Origin of the sequence: Mediterranea sp. ET5 (assembly GCF_023337025.1) — a bacterium.
GTDB lineage: Bacteria > Bacteroidota > Bacteroidia > Bacteroidales > Bacteroidaceae > Phocaeicola_A.
Genome location: NZ_JAMBLN010000011.1, coordinates 25,812 through 45,658, shown reverse-complemented (window position 1 = coordinate 45,658; position 19,847 = coordinate 25,812). Strand labels below are relative to the sequence as shown.

At 47.2% G+C, this 19,847-nt stretch carries 14 protein-coding genes; 4 read left to right on the top strand and 10 right to left on the bottom strand.

Annotation, left to right across the window (positions count from 1 at the left end):
• The first annotated feature begins 26 nt into the window (after window positions 1-26).
• Window positions 27-743, top strand: a complete 717-nt coding sequence (locus tag M3087_RS08085) for a tRNA1(Val) (adenine(37)-N6)-methyltransferase (RefSeq protein ID WP_249094915.1) — start codon at window positions 27-29, stop codon at window positions 741-743.
• Between the two features lie 325 nt (window positions 744-1,068).
• Here the strand turns inward: M3087_RS08085 and M3087_RS08080 are convergent, their stop codons facing one another.
• The 4 genes from M3087_RS08080 to M3087_RS08065 are packed head-to-tail and all read right to left on the bottom strand — an operon-like array spanning window position 1,069 to window position 5,276.
• Entirely contained in the window at window positions 1,069-2,085 is a 1,017-nt protein-coding gene (locus M3087_RS08080; protein ID WP_022383977.1) for a zinc-binding alcohol dehydrogenase family protein, read from the bottom strand.
• 21 nt (window positions 2,086-2,106) lie between these two features.
• Entirely contained in the window at window positions 2,107-3,369 is a 1,263-nt protein-coding gene (gene fucP / locus M3087_RS08075) for an L-fucose:H+ symporter permease (protein WP_022383978.1), read from the bottom strand.
• 23 nt (window positions 3,370-3,392) lie between these two features.
• Window positions 3,393-4,316: an amidohydrolase family protein gene (locus M3087_RS08070; protein ID WP_249094913.1), complete on the bottom strand. Its 924-nt coding sequence runs from the start codon at window positions 4,314-4,316 to the stop codon at window positions 3,393-3,395.
• 27 nt (window positions 4,317-4,343) lie between these two features.
• Window positions 4,344-5,276, bottom strand: a complete 933-nt coding sequence (locus tag M3087_RS08065) for an aldo/keto reductase (RefSeq protein ID WP_249094912.1) — start codon at window positions 5,274-5,276, stop codon at window positions 4,344-4,346.
• Between the two features lie 197 nt (window positions 5,277-5,473).
• Here M3087_RS08065 and M3087_RS08060 point away from each other — a divergent pair, with 197 nt between their 5' ends.
• The gene (locus M3087_RS08060) at window positions 5,474-5,950 is read left to right on the top strand and encodes a hypothetical protein (RefSeq protein WP_022383981.1); all 477 of its coding nucleotides are present in this window, start codon (window positions 5,474-5,476) and stop codon (window positions 5,948-5,950) included.
• Between the two features lie 102 nt (window positions 5,951-6,052).
• Here the strand turns inward: M3087_RS08060 and rmuC are convergent, their stop codons facing one another.
• From rmuC to spt, 4 genes are all read right to left on the bottom strand, one after another.
• Complete coding sequence (gene rmuC, locus M3087_RS08055; RefSeq protein WP_249094910.1) at window positions 6,053-7,291, bottom strand: DNA recombination protein RmuC; 1,239 nt, start codon at window positions 7,289-7,291, stop codon at window positions 6,053-6,055.
• On the bottom strand, window positions 7,291-8,826 hold the full coding sequence (locus M3087_RS08050; protein WP_249094908.1) for a carbon-nitrogen hydrolase family protein: 1,536 nt from the start codon (window positions 8,824-8,826) through the stop codon (window positions 7,291-7,293). The genes rmuC and M3087_RS08050 overlap by 1 nt, the downstream gene beginning before the upstream one ends.
• A 77-nt stretch (window positions 8,827-8,903) precedes the next feature.
• Window positions 8,904-10,076 (bottom strand): iron-containing alcohol dehydrogenase, encoded by a 1,173-nt coding sequence (locus M3087_RS08045; RefSeq protein WP_249094906.1) that lies wholly within the window; start codon window positions 10,074-10,076, stop codon window positions 8,904-8,906.
• A gap of 175 nt (window positions 10,077-10,251) precedes the next feature.
• Window positions 10,252-11,451: a serine palmitoyltransferase gene (gene spt, locus M3087_RS08040; RefSeq protein ID WP_249094904.1), complete on the bottom strand. Its 1,200-nt coding sequence runs from the start codon at window positions 11,449-11,451 to the stop codon at window positions 10,252-10,254.
• 322 nt (window positions 11,452-11,773) lie between these two features.
• Between spt and M3087_RS08035 the strand changes: the two genes are divergently transcribed.
• Complete coding sequence (locus M3087_RS08035; protein ID WP_410796958.1) at window positions 11,774-12,814, top strand: diacylglycerol/lipid kinase family protein; 1,041 nt, start codon at window positions 11,774-11,776, stop codon at window positions 12,812-12,814.
• Between the two features lie 110 nt (window positions 12,815-12,924).
• Here M3087_RS08035 and M3087_RS08030 read toward each other — a convergent pair whose 3' ends face one another.
• Complete coding sequence (locus tag M3087_RS08030; protein WP_022384707.1) at window positions 12,925-14,178, bottom strand: tetratricopeptide repeat protein; 1,254 nt, start codon at window positions 14,176-14,178, stop codon at window positions 12,925-12,927.
• A 20-nt stretch (window positions 14,179-14,198) separates the two neighbouring features.
• Window positions 14,199-16,700 (bottom strand): DNA gyrase subunit A, encoded by a 2,502-nt coding sequence (gyrA, locus tag M3087_RS08025; RefSeq protein WP_249094900.1) that lies wholly within the window; start codon window positions 16,698-16,700, stop codon window positions 14,199-14,201.
• Between the two features lie 534 nt (window positions 16,701-17,234).
• On the opposite strand from gyrA, the gene M3087_RS08020 reads away from it, so the two are divergent.
• Window positions 17,235-19,802 carry an ATP-dependent Clp protease ATP-binding subunit gene (locus M3087_RS08020; protein ID WP_249094898.1) on the top strand — a complete coding sequence of 856 codons (2,568 nt, stop codon included), beginning with the start codon at window positions 17,235-17,237 and terminating at the stop codon, window positions 19,800-19,802.
• The last annotated feature ends 45 nt before the right edge of the window (window positions 19,803-19,847 follow it).

Here is a 19,847-nt window from a genome sequence, read left to right as displayed (position 1 = left end):
AAATGTATTTTATCTTTGCAGACATTATGTCCAACTCCTATTTCCAATTCAAACAATTCACGGTGTTTCATGACCGGTGTGCCATGAAAGTCGGGACCGATGGTGTGTTGCTGGGTGCCTGGACACGGACGGGACAGGGCTGCTCCATACTCGACATCGGTACGGGGACGGGGCTGATTGCTCTCATCCTGGCACAACGGGTTCCCGATGCCCGCATCACAGCGGTTGAGCTGGACCGGGAAGCTGCCTTACAGGCGGCGGAGAATGTCCGGAACAGTCCCTGGGCTGCACGCATCGAGGTCGTGGAAGCCGACATACGGCAGTATGCCACCCGGGTATCCCACCCGTTCGACATCATCGTATCCAACCCTCCCTTCTTCAACAGTTCGCTGCACAGTCCCTCGGAAGCACGCACCCAGGCACGACACACGGACAGCCTCTCCTACGCAGAACTGCTGCAAGGTGTGTGCCTGCTACTGGCTGACGGAGGGGAATTTTCAGTCATTATCCCGTCCGATTCCGCTACGGACTTTATTGTGAATGCAGCGGGGAAAGGGCTCTATCTGCATCGCCGCACCAACGTACGCACCTTGAGTCGGGCGCAACCCAAGCGGGTGCTGCTGGCTTTCGGCAAGTCTGTTCCGGCGGAAGTCATAACGGACGAACTGGTCATCGCGACCCAACCGGGGATTTACACGGAAGCCTACCGGGAACTCACCCGAGATTTATACCTGGACAAATAAAAAGACACGGAAGTACAGCCATCCTCCATCCGAACAGGAACAAGGGGGAACTACTGTACTTCCGTGTCTTTATTGCGAAGACTGCCGTACAAAGGCAGGCTTATACATTCTCCATATAGGGGAACAGCTCGATACAAGCCCGGCTTATACAGACCAAAGTATTATACTTAGGCTGCCAAAGTATAATACTTAGGGGGCCTAAGTATTATACTTTGGTCCATTAAAGCGGCACTTATACAAAATAAAGCCCGGCACTTGACCGGGCTTATCCTATGCTTGTCCGCGAGGGACAGCAAGGCCTTTGTATCAATCCTGTTCCGTCCGTTTAAAACTTCACGAGCACACGGAACACCTTTGCCGGGGCTGCCGCCCAATCCTGCATGGCCTTCAATGCTCCTTCCGGTTCTGCCACACAGCTGACAAGCTTGTCTACCGGGCATACGCCTTGGCGCATGTAACGAATCACGGCACGGAAATCTTCAGGCAAAGCGTTGCGCGAGCCGCGGATATCCAGTTCCTTCTGTACAAAGTACTTTGTCTGGAACGACACTTCCGACTTGGCATAACCGATGCATACAACCCGTCCGGTAAATGCCACCTCGTTCACTGCCGTCACGTATGTCACGGGGCTGCCGACTGCCTCGATGACTACATCGGGACCGGCTCCGTCGGTGATGGCTTGCAGACGGGCGTGTACATCCTCCGTCTTGGAATTGATGGTATAGGCTGCGCCCAGCTCCTTTGCCAACGCAAGCTTCTCATCATCCAGGTCTACCGCAATCACGGTAGCGCCGCGCAGCGAAGCACGGACAATGGCTCCCACACCAATCATGCCACAACCGATCACCATGACCGTGTCGATGTCGGTCACCTGACCACGTGACACGGCATGGAAACCAACGCTCATCGGCTCAATCAATGCGCAGTCGCGCGGTGAGATGCCTTCCGCTGGAATAATCTTTGTCCAGGGGACAGCCAGGTACTCGCGCATGGCTCCGTCACGTTGCACGCCCAACGTCTCGTTGTGCTGGCAGGCATTGGCACGATGATTGCGGCACGAAGGACATTTCTCACAATTGGTATAAGGATTGATGGTAACCACCATGCCCGGCTTCAAGGTGTCGGGTACATCAGCACCGACTTCGGCAATCACGGCTCCAATCTCATGACCGGGGATGACCGGCATCTTCACCATCGGATTACGTCCGAGGAAGGTGTTGAGGTCCGAACCACAGAAACCTACATAACTGAGTTTTACCAATACTTCACCGGACTTGAGCACCGGCTTTTCAATGTCAACCACCTGCATTTCTTCAGTGGCTGTAATCTTTACTGCTTTCATTTTGTTCGTATGAATATGTGTTCAGTCAATTACTTTATAACCCTTCCATCCGTAATAGGCACAGAAGGCAAAACAAACGAGAGGCACGAGATACGCCGTATAGTAAACGGCAGGATTGACGTGCATGAAATAGGCCGTCAGCTGAGGCAGACAGGCATTTCCCACGATGGCCATCACAAGGAAAGCCGACCCGCTCTTCGTGTCTGCTCCCAGGTCTTTCAACGCCAGCGAGAACTGCGTCGGATACATGATGGACATGAAGAAGGAGATTGCCAGCATGGCATAGAGCCCGACAGTTCCTCCGTTGCAGACTACCACCAGGCACAAAACCACATTGGCAAGTGCATACACCAGCAGCATGTCCTGCGGACGGAAACGCACCATCAGCAGCGTGCCGACCCATCGGCCGACCAGGAACGCCAGCATGTAGAATCCGAAGAAGGTCGTAGCCACGTCTTCCGACAACCCTGCGTACGTGCAGCAATAGACCAGGAACAGGCTGTTGATAGCCGTCTGTCCGCCATTGTAGAAGAATTGGGCTATGACTCCCCAACGCAGGTGCGAACGGCGGAGCACCTTGAAGTTTATCAGCTTCTCTTTCCTGTCGGTCACCTCGCCCTCCACATGGTCTCCCTCCTTGATTTTAGGCAGACGGGAGAAGACAAAGACCACGGCAATCACGATGAGCAGGGCTGCCAGGATGAGGTAAGGCAGTTTCATGGAGTCGGTCTCCATCTGGATATATCCTTCCCACCCGCCGGGATAGTCCAGCGGAAGCGTCTCCCGGGTATAGGTGTCACCGCTCAGCACGAGTTTACTCAGAAACATGGCTGCAATGAAGGCACCCAGTCCGTTGAACGACTGTGCCAGGTTCAGCCGACGCGGCGCTGTCGCCGGGTCGCCGAGAGCGGTCACATAGGGGTTGGCAGCCGTCTCAAGAAAGCACATACCCGTAGCAATAATGAAGAAGATGCCCAGATAGGCCCAATATTCCTTAATCATGGCAGCCGGTATGAACAGCAAACCACCGCAGGCAGCCAGCACCAGTCCGAAGATGATGCCCGACTTATAGCTGTAGCGCTTCATGTACATCGCTATGGGAATGGGGAAAATGAAATAAGCCAACCAGTAGAACGTCTCCGTGAACGAAGCTTCGAACGTGTTCAGCTCACAGGTCTTCATCAGCTGCCGTATCATGGTGGGCAGCAGGTTGCTGCTGATGGCCCACAGGAAGAAGAGGCAGAAGATGAGTGACAAAGGGATTAGATATGTATTCTTTTTCATGTGCGTTGTGTTTGCGTAAACGTTTACTCAGACATATTCTTGATGTAAGGCAAATCGACCAGCCGCTTGAAGCCGTAGAAGCGCTCTGCATTACGGCCCAGGAACAAGGCTTTGTCTTCTTCCGTCAGCTCGTCCGATTTCAGGACAAAGTCATACGACATCCGATAGGTAATAGCCGTGATGGTACGCGGATAGTCCGAGCCCCACATCAGTTTGTCCATCCCCACCAGGTCCGCAGCCTCACGAATGGCACGGACAGCCCCCCGGAAAGGATAGAATTCACTGTTAAACAACCAGGTGATGCCTCCGGATTCAATCATGACTCCGGGATGACGCGCCAGCTTGATTTGTTCGGTCCACCCATCGGTGGTCACCATTCCGAAATGTCCGATTGCGATACGCAGGCGGGGACATTCGGCAATCACTTCCTTCATCTCTCCGACCTGTGTCTCCCCGTCCGCCATATCAATGGACAACAGGACATCGTTGTCCTCCATCAGGTGGAACATCGACATCATTTCCGGTGAGTTCAGCATGATTCTCCCTTCCGGAAGGAGCAGGCGATGGGCAGGTATTTTAATGGCTTTAAAACCCTGTTCAATCAGCCGACGGGCTTCCTCCAGGAAACCGGGACGGCGGAACTCGCACATGCCGCACACAAAGAAGCGGTCCGGATAGCGCGTCACAACGTCCCAAAGGTAATCGTTCTGTATGCCGTCAATGAACTCCTGTGTCACCACAGCTGCCGACACCTGGGCATAATCCATGTTGGAGAGGAAGACTTCCGCACTGTTCCGTCCGTCAATCATGAATGGCGGCAACATCTGACGTATCTCCCCCATGAACTCCGAGCGCCCATTCTCCAACGTACGAATGGGAAGCCCATTCACCACGGTGTCCTGCTTGAGCCACAAGTGGGAATGAGCATCTATAATCTTAAAATCCATCGATTTCCAGTTTTAGATTCGCAAAAGTTATGAGTTAGCCCAGCCTACCCGCTTCTGGTCTCCAATGATGTCCTGCACCTCTTTCACCAGTTCCCAGTCAATAGGCTCTTCCACATAAGCGATGTTCTTCAAGACATTGTCGGGATTGGCAGAGCTGAACAGTGTTGTCGCGATTCGGGGATTGCTTACCGCATACTGCACAGCCAGTTTCTCGATAGGATAGCCTTTTGCCTCACAATGTTCGGTCGCACGCCGGCAAGCCTCCACCAGTGCCTTGGGTGCCGGATGCCAAGCCGGTACGCCACGTTTGGACAACAAACCCATGGAGAAAGGCGATGCATTGATGATGCCGATGCCTTTGCTTTCAAAGTAATCGAAGTAATCGGTCAAGAGATCATCGTTCAGGCAATAATGGCAGAAGCACAAGACACTCTCCACCGTACCTTCCGGCACCCGGTCGATGACAAACTGGAGGTTCTCCGGTTGCAGGTCGGTGATACCCACATGCTTCACCACTCCCTCATCGCGCAACTCACAAAGAGCCGGCAAGGTCTCATTGATTACTTGGAACATGTTGGAGAACTCCACATCATGCACATTAATCAAGTCTATATAGTCGATGTGCAGACGCTCCAAGCTCTCATATACACTCTCCTTGGCACGTTGTGCTGAATAGTTCCACAGGTTGACCCCATCCTTTCCATAACGTCCGACCTTTGTCGAGAGATAATATTTCTTCCGGTCAATATGCTGCAAGGCCTTTCCCAGGACCGTCTCAGCTTTATAATGACCATAATAGGGAGAAACATCGATGAAGTTCATTCCTTTATCTACCGCCGTATATACAGCTTCCAAGGCTCTGCCTTCGTTGATTTCATGGAACACGCCACCCAGAGAAGATGCGCCAAAACTCAGACTCGACACCTTCATGCCGGTCTTACCGATTTCATTGTATTTCATAGTCCTTGATATATTAGGGTTATATTTACACACAAAAGTACGCGATTTGAAGGTATGCTCCATAGTTCCCCACTATTTATTTGTCTTTTTTTTCAAAAAGGCGTAGCTTTGGCATCGGATAATGCATCCTAGCCTGTCTGTCCGAGACGTGAAAGGATACCTTACCCTTAACAATTCATCAAAAGAACATTACAACTATGAAAAAATGGATTTTATCGGCAGCCTTGTTGCTTTCTGCCAGTTACATGCAGGGGCAGGAAGTATTCAACACCTTGTTGGAGAAGGCCTCACATGTGGTTAACACAAACGATGTGAATGACTACAATACGAAAATAAACTACTTCTATTTCACTGCGCTCAACTACATGAAGTCACAGGCCAAGCCTGAAAATGCTGCACAATATAAGATCCTCGACGACCAGGCTTTAGCCATGCAGGCCTATGTCACGGACTTCATTGCCTGGATGAGCCAGACCAAGGATACCGAGTTGCGTCGCAAGGGAATCGAACTGTTCATCACAACCAGTGCGGAACATCCGTTCTTCAACGATAAAGATGTCGAGACCATTGGCTCGTTTATCAATGACCCCAACTACATCACCCCATTCAGTCTTGACACGGACTGGGTAACCGCCTTGAAGGAAGTAAAAAAGGGGCTCAGCAAACTGAAGTAACACTCAGCAACAGCCATCCAATAAAAGATGCCCGCTCTGGACTGCCACGGGGAGTTTCCAACAATCTTCTTCCCCCAGCTCCGCCAGAACGGGCATCTTCATTTACTCTATCAGGTCGTTTTCCGTCTTTTCCATCACCGTCGGAGGAATATCCTTCTTCGGTGTCAAGCCCAGTTCTTTCAGCTTATGGAAGCTCACGATGATATTTCCATTGCCACGAGCCAAGGTCCCAAAGGCCTGATCGTACTGACGGCGTGTATCATCCAGTTGCTTGCCAAGCTTCTCAAATGCCGTTACAAAAGTGACAAACTTCTCGTAAAGCAAATTGCCACGCCGAATGATTTCCTCCACATTGCGTGTCTGCCTTTCGCTCTGCCACAAGTTGTAAGCCAGCTGAAGAGCCATCATCAGGTTGGACGGACTGATCAGGATAATCCGCTTCTTATAGGCATAGTTCAGCAAATCCCGGTCTTTCTCCAGCGCCGCAATGTATGCCCCCTCGTTCGGAACAAACATAAGCACATAGCCTATGGAATCCTTCACGACCTTCGAATAGTCTTTCCCTGCCAGCTCGTTGATATGTTCACGCATCGACAGCAGATGGGCGGACAATGCCTGAGCCTGTTCGTCAGGACTGACAGCGTTGATGTAATTCACGTAGGCCGTAAATGACACCTTAGAGTCTATAATCACACTGCGCTTCTCAGGAAAACGGACTATGACATCGGGACGCACATTGCGTCCATCTTCCGTGATGCAGTTCTCCTGGATGAAATATTCCTCGCCACGCCTCAGACCGGACTCCTCTAGCATCCGCTCCAGAATCATCTCGCCCCAGTCTCCCTGCACCTTTGGATTGGCCTTTAACGCCTTCGTCAGGTTTACGGCATCCTCTCCTATCCGCTCGGCTTTCTCCATCAGGTTGCGGATGGCATGTTCGACCGACTCCTTCTGCTGCACCCCCGCGATGCGCCCTTCCACCACGGACTTGCCTAGTTGCTCGATATTCTCTTTCAACGGCGTAAGTACAGCAGTCAGCTGTTCGACGTTGGCTTGCTTGAGCGAAGCCGTCTTTGCTTCGAGCAGCTCGTTGGCCAGATTACGGAACTCCGACTTCATCACCTCCGCCTGTTGCCGCCGTTCTTCCTCTGCCTGTTTCAGTAGCCGGGCATCCTGTTCGCTCTGCACGCGCATCGCTTCAGCCACAGCCTGCAGACGTGCCTGTTCCCGCTCTGCCAGAGACAAGGCTGTCTGCAACTGACGGGACTTGGCACGTTCAATAAACAGACCGATCAAGATGCCTAAAGCCAGTCCGCACACCAATGCCAATAGAGTGACCATCACACTTTCATCTTCACTTTGAGTTCATACAAGTCGCTACGTCGGTCACGCAGGTTGCGGACACTTCCATAGGTATGAAGTTCACTCAAAAGGTCAAGGTCAACATCCGAGACAAGAATCATCTCCGTATTCGGAGTAGCCTCAGCACGGCGTCCGTCGGTCGGGAACGCAAAGTCGCATGGCGTAAACACGCCGGACTGGGCATACTGGATATCCATATTGTGTACACGCGGCAGATTGCCCACACTACCGGCTATTGCAACGAAGCATTCATTCTCAATGGCACGTGCCTGAGCACAAATGCGGACTCGGGAATAGCCGTTCTGCGTGTCGGTCAGGAAGGGAACAAACAGAATCTGCATGCCTTGGTCTGCCATGATACGCGACAACTCAGGAAATTCCACATCGTAACATATCAGCACGCCAATCTTGGCACAATCCGTGTCAAAGGTCTTCACCATTTTTCCACCGCTCAAGCCCCAACTCTTAATCTCGTCCGGAGTCACGTGAACCTTTTCATACATCTCATAACTACCATCCCGACGGCACAGAAAACCAACATTGTAAAGCGAGCCGTCTTCCTTGATATAAGGCATACTGCCGGTAATGATATTGATATTATAGCTGATTGCCAGATTAATAAAGCGTTCCCGCACTTCCTCGGTATACTTGGCAAGCGCACGGATGGACTGTGCCTCCCCCATGTGGTTGTATTTCGCCATGAGAGGAGCGTTGAAATATTCCGGGAAAAGGACGAAATCGCTCTTGTAGTCCGAGACGGCATCCACGAAGAATTCAACCTGTTCAAAGACATCATCCAATGTATTATAAGAACGCATCTGCCACTGCACCAGTCCAATCCGTACAGTTGTCTTCTTGTCTACATAGTCCTGCGTAGGCGGCTGGTAATATATGTTGTCCCATTGCAACAAGGTCGCGCAATGTTTTGACTCTTCATCGTTGGGCAGATAGTTCTTCATGACCCGACGTACATGGAAGTCATTGGAAAGCTGGAAGGTCAACACCGGGTCATAAATTTCACGTGAACGTACTTTCTCTATATACTCTTTCGGACGCATGTGGTCGGCATACTTATGATAGTTGGGTATGCGTCCACCAAACATGATAGCCTTCAGATTCAGCTTTTCACAAAGCTCCTTCCGGTACTCATACATACGGCGCGCCAAGCGCAATCCCCGATAGTCCGGATGAATGAAGACCTCAATACCATAAAGGATGTTCCCTTTCGGATTGTGTGTATTAAAGGTCTCATTGCCGGTCACCTTGGCATACGTATGATCTCCTTTCACCATGTCATAGTCAACGATGATTGACAGTGCACAGCCCACAATCTTGTCGTCAACCACCGTCACCACCTGCCCTTCAGGAAAGATTGTGATGAGTTTCTTGATTTGCTCCCGTGTCCAAAACACATCCTTATCGGCATAGACACGCGTAAACGATTGTGCCAACTGGGCATAATCGTCCATTTGGAGGTTACGTACCTCCACCTTATTTATATGTAGTGTTTCCATCTTGTGTTTGTTTATGCAAATTATCTAAATAGAGTCCGACTGACCTGCTTATACCCGGTCACTCAAAGCCCCACCTCTTAAAGGGCCAATTCATAGATTTCCCGGGTCTCTTTACGTCCCAAGCGTACATAACATCCGACCTGCTCTCCTTTATTGGCATGCAAGTGTTCCACCAGCAGCTCAATATCCGGATGTTCCACACCCAATTGGGCGAAATTGACAGGCATGCCAATGGAAGTAAAGAAAGACTTCAAACGTGCCACACCTTCCAAAGCCATCGCCTTCAGGTCTTCAGAAACCGGGACATCCCAGACACGAGCCGCATACTGAGCGACTTTCTCGACATGATGCGAAGCCATCCAAGTAAGCCAGGCCGGGAATATCACAGCCAATCCTGCTCCGTGAGTGACATCATATAAAGCGCTGATCTCGTGTTCCATGAAATGAGAAGCCCAATCCTCTTCATTGCCCACGCCACAGGTTCCATTGTGTGCAATCATGCCACTCCACATGATATTGGCACGTGCTCCATAATCCTTCGGATCAGCCATGACACGAGGTGCTTCGGTAATAATGGCTTTCAGAGTACCTTCACACAGGCGGTCCGCAATCTCGGTATCAACAGTATTTGTGAAATAACGTTCCATGATGTGTGCCATCATGTCTACAATACCTGCTGCTGTCTGATAAGGCGGAAGCGTGAATGTCAACTCAGGATTCATGATAGAAAAGCGAGGACGCAACAGTTCGGGAGCACGCAGACTCATCTTTTGCAGGGTACTGACTTTGGTTATGACTGAGTTGCCCGAGCCTTCGCTACCAGCTGCCGGGATTGTCAACACGACCGCTACCTTTAAGGCGGAGCTTACAGTAGCCTTCTGAATGTAGAAATCCCAGAAATCACCTTCATAAGGCACTCCGGCAGCAATTGCTTTCGCCGTATCAATGACAGAGCCGCCACCTACAGCGAGCACGAAGTCCACGCCTTCACGACGGCAAAGGTCTATACCCTCATAAACCTTGGTATCAATTGGGTTTGGTTGCACTCCGCCCAATTCGATACAGGGTATCCCTGTTTGCGCCAATGTCTGCTTCACGCGCTCTAAAAGTCCGCTACGCACGACTGAACCGCCTCCATATACGATAAGTACTTTGGAAGCACCGTATTTACGTACCAATTCACCAGTCTGCATCTCTGTGCCCTTCCCGAAGACAAATTCGGTAGGGCTATAAAATGTAAAATTGTTCATACTGTACTATGTTTTCTAATTCTTATTACTTCATTTCAAGTATCTGCCCCGGCATCTTCTCTAACATTCAGGGCCTAGAAAATCGTAACGCGGATGACTCGGACCGTTTTACAGTTCCGCATCATCCGCGTCTTTATTTTACTTGAGAGCTACGCCGAATAGAGGCAGAGCTTCGTTACTTTTCAGGATTCAAAGGTATATCGAGTGCCTTGAAGCATTTTACCAGCTTCTCAATAGCAATGTCCACCTGCTCCTTTGTATGGGTAGCCATCAGAGAGAAACGAATCAATGTGTCATTGGGCGAGCAAGCCGGTGGAACTACCGGATTGACAAATACCCCTTCTTCAAACAGCATCGTAGTCACTTGGAAGGTCTTATCCATATCACGTACATAAAGCGGAATAATAGGAGTCGACGTATTGCCTATTTCGAAGCCAAGCTGACGGAAGCTTGTCAGCGCATAGTTCGTTACATCCCATAAATGTTGGATGCGTTCGGGCTCAGTCTTCATGATGTGGAGAGCTGCCCGGGCAGCAGCAGTCGCTGCAGGCGTATTACTTGCGCTGAAAATATACGAACGAGAATTGTGACGAAGATAATTGATGACCGAAGCATCAGAGGCGATGAAACCACCGATTGCAGCAAGCGATTTGCTGAAGGTACCCATAATGAGATCCACATCATCGGTTACTCCAAAGTGGTCACAGGTTCCCCGACCTTGACGTCCCAACACACCCAGTCCGTGTGCTTCGTCGACCATAATGCTTGCATTGTATTTCTTCTTCAGACGTACGATCTCAGGCAGATTTGCCATATCACCTTCCATGCTGAACACGCCATCTACTACAATCAATTTAATGGACTCTGGATTGCATTTCTGCAATTCACGTTCCAAGTCCTCCATGTCGTTATGCTTAAATTTTGCAGCTGTAGAAAATGACAGACGTCGTCCCTCCACGATAGAGGCGTGGTCCAGTTCATCACACAAGATGTAGTCATTACGTCCGGTCACGCATGACACGACTCCCAAGTTTACCTGGAAACCCGTTGAATAGATAATAGCCTCTTCCTTACCGACAAACTCAGCCAATTCCTTTTCCAAAGCCAAGTGGAGGTCCAATGTACCATTGAGGAAACGTGAGCCGGCACAGCCTGTACCATATTTTCGTGTCGCTTCGACAGCTGCCTCAATAACCTTTGGATGGTTTGTCAACCCCAGATAAGAGTTTGAACCAAACATCAAGACTTTGTGACCGCTCATCATCACCTCCGTGTTCTGCCCACTTTCAATACATCTAAAGTAAGGATATACGCCCTTTGCCATAATTTGCTGCGGCAGGTCATATTTCGCTAATTTGTCTTGTAATAATCCCATATTCTTTTTTACCTGTAAGCCTCGTGCTTACGTTGTTCTGTTTTTCTTAAATATTCCGATTCGTTTTTTAAGAAATTCTGCTTATAGTCTTAAAAACAGGGGGCAAAGATAAGAAAAATATAAATCCGTGGAAGTCCTTCATCGGTTTTTTTCCAAAAAGTTATCGTTTTTACAAGAGTGAGGTATCTTGTCAAGATAAACTGACACTCCAATGTAACAATGCAACCTTTTCAGGACAAACGTCCTTGCCTGCTATTGCTTTTTTACATACCTTTGTCACTCAATTCGTCAAAACATAGGAAACATAGAATCAAGGGATAACATCATGGAGAAACAGAGAATAACATTCATCGTCAATCCTATATCCGGGACTCAAAGCAAGAAGTCTATCCTGGAGATGATTGACAAATATGTGGACCGCAATAAATATGATTTTGAGGTTACTCCCACTCAATTTGCCGGACATGCCATTGAATTGGCATCCATTGCAGCCGCCGAAGGAGCTTTCATGGTCGTTGCCATCGGAGGCGATGGTACCATCAATGAGATTGGCCGTTCCCTGGTCCATACAAAAGCAGCTTTGGGTATCATACCCTGTGGTTCCGGAAACGGATTGGCACGACATTTACAAATTCCCATGGATCCCAAACGGGCAATTGATATCATCAACATGGGTGTAACCAGTTGTGTGGACTATGGCAAAATCAATGATATCCCTTTTTTCTGCACTTGCGGAGTGGGTTTTGATGCTTTCGTCAGCATGAAGTTTGCTAAATCCGGTAGAAGAGGCATGCTTACCTATTTGGAAAACATGCTTCACGAAAGTCTTACCTACAAACCGGAAACGTATGATATCGAACTAAGCAATGAGACTGAAATCAAACATCTGAAAGCTTATCTTATCGCCTGTGCCAATGCATCCCAATACGGGAACAATGCTTATATTGCCCCACAAGCTTCCCTACACGACGGACTGCTTGATGTGACGATCTTGGAACCATTTACCGTCCTTGATGTACCAGCTCTTTCCTTCCAATTGTTCAATCGCACTATTGATCAGAATAGCCGTATTAAAACATACCGATGCAAGCAACTCCATATCCACCGTGCGAAAGAAGGGGTTATTCACTTTGATGGCGACCCCATCATGGCTGGTCGTGACATCACAGTGGAAGTAATTCCCAAGTCTCTGAACCTGGTGATTAACCCCAACAAACGTCGTCGCAGACGCCCCGAATCGCTCTTGCAAATAGTAAGCGACTACATTGTCGACGTGAATGCTATTCGAGAGAATATACAGCAACGGAATAAAAAATGGCTGGAGTTAAACCGCGACTTGCTCCGTAAATTATCCAAGCGATAAATTCAAAAACGAAATACGAAGGATTGTTACATCTTTCCTTCACAATCACTCCTATAAAAATAAAGGGTTGCGACATGCAACCCTTTATTTTTATTTCAGGAAACCTGCAATTACATCTGCATCAATTTCTCGATTTCTTTAAATTCTTCACCCATATTCAATTTGTAGTAGATGGTATACAAACCATTACCCCACAAATCCTTTTTGTCCGGAGCCAATTGGCGTGCCTTCTCATAATAGGGTCTGGCATCTTCATAGAACTTCTTAATCTTGGCCTGCTCCTCCTGATATTTCGGATCATCAATATCAGATACCGCTTTTTCGCCGAACTCAATAGCCTGCTGGCAATAGCACAAACCTAAGTTTGAGTAAGCTTCAACATAGTCAGGCTTCAATTCGATAGCCTGCTTATAAGCAGCAATTGCCTTATCATACTCCTTCATGTTCTGGTAAAGATACCCTTTTACGTACTGATAGAAATCCGAATTACCATTCTTTGCAATCATGTCATCGGCAAATTTCACAGCCTCGGCATATTTACCAGCATTGGAACAATAGTCAATATAGTTGCCAAAGAAATAAGAGTGTGCGGGGAAACGCTGTACACCGTCCTGCAAAGTCGCTACCCATTGAGCTGTATCACCCAAAGCCTTGTAAGCACCAGCTTTGAACTCAAGAGCAAACTTACCATTTTCTTTATCGTTTGAGGCAAGGTCTGCATACTTCAATACGTTCTGGTAGCTGGCTTTGGCAGCATCCTTATTATTATTCTGATCAGCTTCCTGCGCCATCTTCGTTGCAGCCAATGCTGTATAATAAGCAATGGTAGGCATCATGCTGTCAGTAGCCGCAATATTAGCCTCCTTCAACATCGGATATTCAGCAGAATCAATATACATACTAAAATACTTATATGCTTCGGCATCATTTCCATTGTTAAAGTAAAGCACACCACCGTTAATCAGATTCGGACGGTTCTGTTGCATCGTGGCGGCATTTGCCTTACGATATCTAATTTTCACTTTGCCTTTCTCGTTGGGAATCTGCTCCAACTCATCACACTTGTTGAAGAACTCAAACATCTTATACGTGCTGTTGTACATCTTCACAGTGTCAAAGGGCTGTTTCAAGTAAGCCTTGGTATTTTCTTCTTCGTTGATTTTTTGCTGGACGTAACCTGCCACGTTCCACGTATTGGCATCATCTTTGGTCTCAGCGTTTTCCAAGGCTTGATTAATCAATTGCTCAGCTTCTGCAAACTTCTTTGCGTCTGCCTGGCGCTTGGCTTCTTTTACTGCTTTGGTCTGCCCGAAAGCAACACATGAAGCCATCACTAATGCTACGGAAAATAATACTTTCTTCATAATTGTTTGATAATTAATAGTTATTCAGTGATATCTGTATTCTCGTCATCTACAAGTTCAACTCCTTCTTCATCTGTTTCGGAGTTCACCTTACAAACGGAAGCTATCTGGTCATTACGCTTCTCCAGATTAATCAATCGCACACCCTGAGTAGCACGTCCCATAATACGTACATCAGCAACCTTCAGGCGGATCGTAATGCCCGACTTATTGATTATCATCAAGTCATTTTCATCAGTGACTGATTTGATGGCAACCAATTTTCCAGTCTTATCAGTAATGTTAAGTGTCTTCACACCCTTTCCTCCACGATTTGTAATACGATAATCTTCTATATCAGAACGCTTACCATATCCTTGCTCAGAAACAACCATAATTGATTCCTTCTCAGGATCTTTAATACAAATCATACCAATCACCTCATCACTACCATCTTCATCAAGAGTGATACCGCGTACACCGGTAGCAGTACGTCCCATTACACGAACGGCGCTTTCGTGGAACCGGATAGCACGACCATTGCGATTTGCTATGATAATCTCATTGTCACCGTTCGTCATACGTACTTCAATCACGCGATCATCGTCAACGATATTAATAGCATTCACACCATTCTGACGGGGACGGGAATATTGTTCTAGACAAGTCTTTTTGATTGTTCCCTTTTGGGTGCAGAATAGCAAGTAGTGATTATTGATGTATTCCTCATCATTCAGCGTCTTCACACGAATGAAAGCTGTCACCATGTCGTCAGGGTCAATATTGAGAAGATTTTGAATAGCTCTTCCCTTCGAATTCTTAGACCCTTCAGGGATTTCATAGACCTTGAGCCAATAGCATCTTCCCTTTTGGGTGAAGAACAACATCGTATTATGCATCGTTGCCGGATAGATGTTCTCCACGAAGTCGGTATCACGCGTGTCACTGCCCTTCGCTCCCACTCCTCCACGGTTCTGAGCCCGGAATTCAGAGAGAGGTGTACGCTTGATATACCCCAAATGAGAAATTGTGATAACCATTTCATCGTCTGCATAGAAGTCTTCCGGATTAAATTCTTCCGAAGCATAAACAATCTCCGAACGACGCTCATCACCATACTTCTCTTTTACTTCAATCAGCTCGTCCTTGATAACCTTACGGCACATTTCATCATCCGACAGGATACTTTCGTAGTAAGCTATCTGGCGTTTAATTTCCTCATATTCTGCATGAAGCTGGTCTTGTAACAGTCCGGTTAGCTGACGCAAGCGCATTTCCACAATAGCACGCGCCTGTATTTCACTTAATCCAAACCGTTCCATCAAGTTCGCGATAGCATCATTCGGAGTTTTTGCAGCCCGAATAATACGTATCACCTCATCAATATTATCAGAGGCAATGATTAAGCCCTCTAAAATATGTGCTCTTTCCTGTGCCTTACGGAGATCAAACCTCGTACGACGAATGACTACCTCATGGCGGTGTTCAACAAAATATTTGATACAATCCTTCAGGCTTAGTGTCTTGGGACGTCCATGGACCAAAGCAATACAGTTGACACTGAACGAAGTTTGCAGGGCTGTCATTTTAAACAGCTTGTTCAGAACAATGCTGGCATTGGCATCACGCTTCACATCGATGACAATACGCATGCCTTCACGGTCAGACTCATCATTAATATTGGAAATACCATCGATCTTTTTATCGCCGACCATCTCTGCAATACTCTTGATAAGTTCTGCCTTATTGACATTATAAGGTATCTCGCTTACCACAATCTTGTCATGTGTGTCACCAGTCTCAATTTCAGCCTTTGCACGCATCACGACACGTCCACGTCCAGTCTCATAAGCTTCGCGGACACCATTTATACCATATATATATCCTCCCGTCGGAAAATCAGGAGCTTTTACATATTGCATCAGACCTGCCGTGTCAATATCATTATTATCGATATAAGCCACACAGGCATCAATTACCTCCGAAAGGTTGTGAGGAGGAATATTAGTTGCCATACCTACCGCAATACCCGAAGCTCCATTAATAAGCAACTGAGGAATACGAGTCGGCATAACAGTCGGTTCTTGTAAGGTATCGTCAAAGTTATTCTGAAAGTCTACAGTCTCTTTGTAAAGGTCTTGCATCATTTCCTCACCCAGCTTCTTCAAGCGGGCCTCGGTATAACGCATCGCCGCAGGGCTATCACCGTCGACCGAACCGAAGTTTCCTTGTCCATCGACCAATGGATAACGCATCGCCCAATCCTGAGCCATGCGAACCAAAGCCCCATATACTGAGGAATCGCCATGAGGGTGATATTTACCAAGGACCTCACCGACGATTCTGGCTGATTTTTTATAAGGTTTATCAGAGGTGTTGCCTAGCTCCATCATACCATATAAAATACGACGGTGCACAGGCTTAAAGCCGTCACGAACATCGGGAAGAGCACGTGCCACAATGACTGACATAGAATAGTCTATGTAAGAGGTTTTCATCTCCTCCTCAATGTTAATTTTTATAATCCTATCTTGTTCAAGCATTTAATAAAATATTAATTATACATCTCACAAAAATCATGCTAAAATACGACAAATTTGCGAACTGCCGAACTTTTTAGCTAGAAAAGAGAGCTTCAGGACTGCTAAAAAAGTTTCATATAAGTTCCATTATAGCCCCACGATAGATAAGTTTATCCCATCAGACGAATAGGTATAGCCCATATCCTTTTTCCTATACGACTTACGGGATAACTTAAGTTCCGACGTCCTCAAGTTTCCCAACGGTATGGCCTATTCATCAGTTTGTTACCTGACAACTACACCTTAAGCCTGCAACAACTGAATAAAACAACTCGCCCGATTCACTCAATATCTCCAAAGCTCCGTAGATTGCCTTCCAATAAATGGTCTAAGCCTCGTTAAATAATGCTCTTTTCCCTTGTTTTATCTGCGCATGCATCCTACCAAGGTCCACTTTGGTATATTATTTGTTATAGATAATGAAAGATAAGTGTACAGAGACATAAACCCTGTTATATTTGCAAGTGTAAACAATTTGAGAGACAAGGAAAACATATGAACAATCAATTTTCACAAAAAGTATCAGAAATCCTGATTTACAGCAAGCAGGAGGCTATCCGGTTGAATAGCGATCACGTAGGACCGGAACATTTGCTCTTGGGCTTGCTTAAGGAAGGTTCAGGAAGAGCGATTGAAGTTTTACAAAAGAAGCTGTATGTAGATTTGGGAACAATAAAAAACGAGATAGAAGCACGCATCGAAAAGCAAAGCAATGACTATACTTACTCACATGCCCGCATCACGAATGAAAACGAAGTTATGCTTGACGAAACTAGTGCACGTATCTTGCGTTTAGGCATTCTGGAAGCACGCTTATTAAAAAAAGAAGTCGTAAGCGACGAGCACCTGCTATTAGCCATTTTAAAACAGCATGACAACATGGCGGCACAGGTCTTGGAACGGAATGATGTTACCTATTCACTCGTTTTTGAAGAGCTATCCTTGAAACAAGCCGACGTCAATGCCGGCATGAATGGCTACGACGAAGATGAAGAAGATGCTCCTGGACAATCCAACGGAAACAACAACTTAGGCAATGGACAACAGGTCCAGCAGACACAAACGAAGCGTCCCATTAATGACACTCCGACGATTGACATGTTTGGCATGGACTTGACAAAAGCTGCGGAATTAGGTCGGCTGGATCCCGTTGTAGGGCGTGAAAAGGAAATAGAACGACTGGCACAAATATTGAGCCGTCGCAAAAAGAACAATCCCGTACTGATTGGAGAACCGGGAGTAGGCAAATCGGCTATTGTTGAAGGACTAGCTTTGCGCATCATTGAAAAGAAAGTATCCCGCGTCTTGTTCAATAAGCGTGTGGTATCACTTGATATGACTTCGGTGGTGGCCGGAACCAAATACCGTGGACAGTTCGAAGAGCGCATTCGTACAATTCTCAAAGAGCTGAAGGATAACCCGGATGTTATTCTTTTCATTGATGAGATACATACGATTGTCGGAGCCGGTTCCGCTCCAGGTTCAATGGATGCAGCCAACATGCTGAAACCAGCCTTGGCTCGCGGGGAAATACAATGTATCGGAGCAACCACCCTGGATGAATATCGTAAGAGCATCGAAAAAGATGGAGCTTTGGAGCGCCGTTTCCAGAAAGTGATAGTAGAACCAACATCTCCGGAAGAAACGCTCCAGATATTGAAAAACATCAAAGAGAAGTATGAAGACCACCACAACGTATCCTATACTCAGGAAGCATTGGAAGCTTGTGTCAAATTGACGGGACGCTATATTTCTGACCGCAACTTTCCAGACAAAGCCATTGATGCACTCGATGAGGCCGGTTCACGCGTACACCTGACAAATATCAGCGTACCGAAGGAAATCGAAGAGCAGGAACAGGAAATCGATCGGTTAAAACAGCTTCGGATGTCAGCTGTCAAAGCACAAAACTATGAACTGGCAGCAAACTACCGTGACAAAGAAAAAAGCATGCAACTGCAATTGGATGAAATGAAACGTATTTGGGAAGAAAGCCTGAAAGACAATCGGGAAGTGGTTGATGAAGGCCAAATTGCCGATGTAGTGTCCATGATGTCAGGAGTACCTGTACAACGGATGGCACAGGCTGAAAGTATCCGATTGAAAGGCATGCGCGAAGCTCTGACCGGCAAAATCATAGCACAGGATGCAGCAGTGGACAAACTGGTACGTGCTATCCAACGAAGTCGTGTCGGATTAAAGGACCCGAACCGTCCGATTGGGACATTCATGTTTCTAGGCCCAACCGGCGTCGGAAAAACGTTATTGGCGAAGGAACTGGCTACATATATGTTCGGTTCGTCGGATGCATTGATACGCATCGATATGAGTGAGTACATGGAGAAATTCACTGTATCCCGTCTTGTCGGTGCTCCTCCGGGCTATGTAGGTTATGAAGAAGGAGGACAATTGACAGAAAAGGTTCGGCGCCGCCCCTACTCTATCATTCTATTGGATGAGATTGAAAAGGCCCATGGGGATGTTTTCAACCTATTGTTGCAAGTGATGGATGAAGGACGCTTGACAGACAGTTATGGTCGTACCATAGATTTTAAAAACACGGTTATCATAATGACTTCCAACATTGGTACCCGACAATTGAAGGAATTCGGACGAGGTATTGGATTTTCAGCACTACTGAATGTGGATGATGATAAAGAGCATTCACGGAGTATTATCCAGAAAGCTCTCAACAAATCATTTGCCCCAGAGTTCCTCAATCGTATCGATGAAATCATTACTTTCGATCAACTTGACCGTCCGGCTATCCGCCGCATCGTAGACCTCGAATTGGCACAACTGATGAAGCGTGTAGAAAACTTAGGATACAAACTGGAAGTAACGGATGAAGTAAAAGACTTCATCTCAGATCATGGTTTTGACATCCAGTTCGGTGCACGTCCTCTTCGTCGAGCTATCCAGACCTATCTTGAAGACGGTATTTCCGAGCTGTTCATCAATGATTCTCCGGTAACCGGAAGTATCCTGAAAGCAGCAATTTCGCCCGCACAAAAAGACAAGCTGGCTTTCACGGTTCTGCCTCCCATAAAGGTTCAGAAATAACAGTCCAAGCAGTATAATAAGACAAAATGTCAGGCATCCACATGC

Coding starts and splice junctions, on each gene's coding strand:
- M3087_RS08085 (WP_249094915.1), top strand. CDS start 27: ATGTCCAACTCCTATTTCCAATTCAAACAATTCACGGTGTTTCATGAC.
- M3087_RS08080 (WP_022383977.1), bottom strand. CDS start 2,085: ATGAAAGCAGTAAAGATTACAGCCACTGAAGAAATGCAGGTGGTTGAC.
- fucP (WP_022383978.1), bottom strand. CDS start 3,369: ATGAAAAAGAATACATATCTAATCCCTTTGTCACTCATCTTCTGCCTC.
- M3087_RS08070 (WP_249094913.1), bottom strand. CDS start 4,316: ATGGATTTTAAGATTATAGATGCTCATTCCCACTTGTGGCTCAAGCAG.
- M3087_RS08065 (WP_249094912.1), bottom strand. CDS start 5,276: ATGAAATACAATGAAATCGGTAAGACCGGCATGAAGGTGTCGAGTCTG.
- M3087_RS08060 (WP_022383981.1), top strand. CDS start 5,474: ATGAAAAAATGGATTTTATCGGCAGCCTTGTTGCTTTCTGCCAGTTAC.
- rmuC (WP_249094910.1), bottom strand. CDS start 7,291: ATGGTCACTCTATTGGCATTGGTGTGCGGACTGGCTTTAGGCATCTTG.
- M3087_RS08050 (WP_249094908.1), bottom strand. CDS start 8,826: ATGGAAACACTACATATAAATAAGGTGGAGGTACGTAACCTCCAAATG.
- M3087_RS08045 (WP_249094906.1), bottom strand. CDS start 10,076: ATGAACAATTTTACATTTTATAGCCCTACCGAATTTGTCTTCGGGAAG.
- spt (WP_249094904.1), bottom strand. CDS start 11,451: ATGGGATTATTACAAGACAAATTAGCGAAATATGACCTGCCGCAGCAA.
- M3087_RS08030 (WP_022384707.1), bottom strand. CDS start 14,178: ATGAAGAAAGTATTATTTTCCGTAGCATTAGTGATGGCTTCATGTGTT.
- gyrA (WP_249094900.1), bottom strand. CDS start 16,700: ATGCTTGAACAAGATAGGATTATAAAAATTAACATTGAGGAGGAGATG.
- M3087_RS08020 (WP_249094898.1), top strand. CDS start 17,235: ATGAACAATCAATTTTCACAAAAAGTATCAGAAATCCTGATTTACAGC.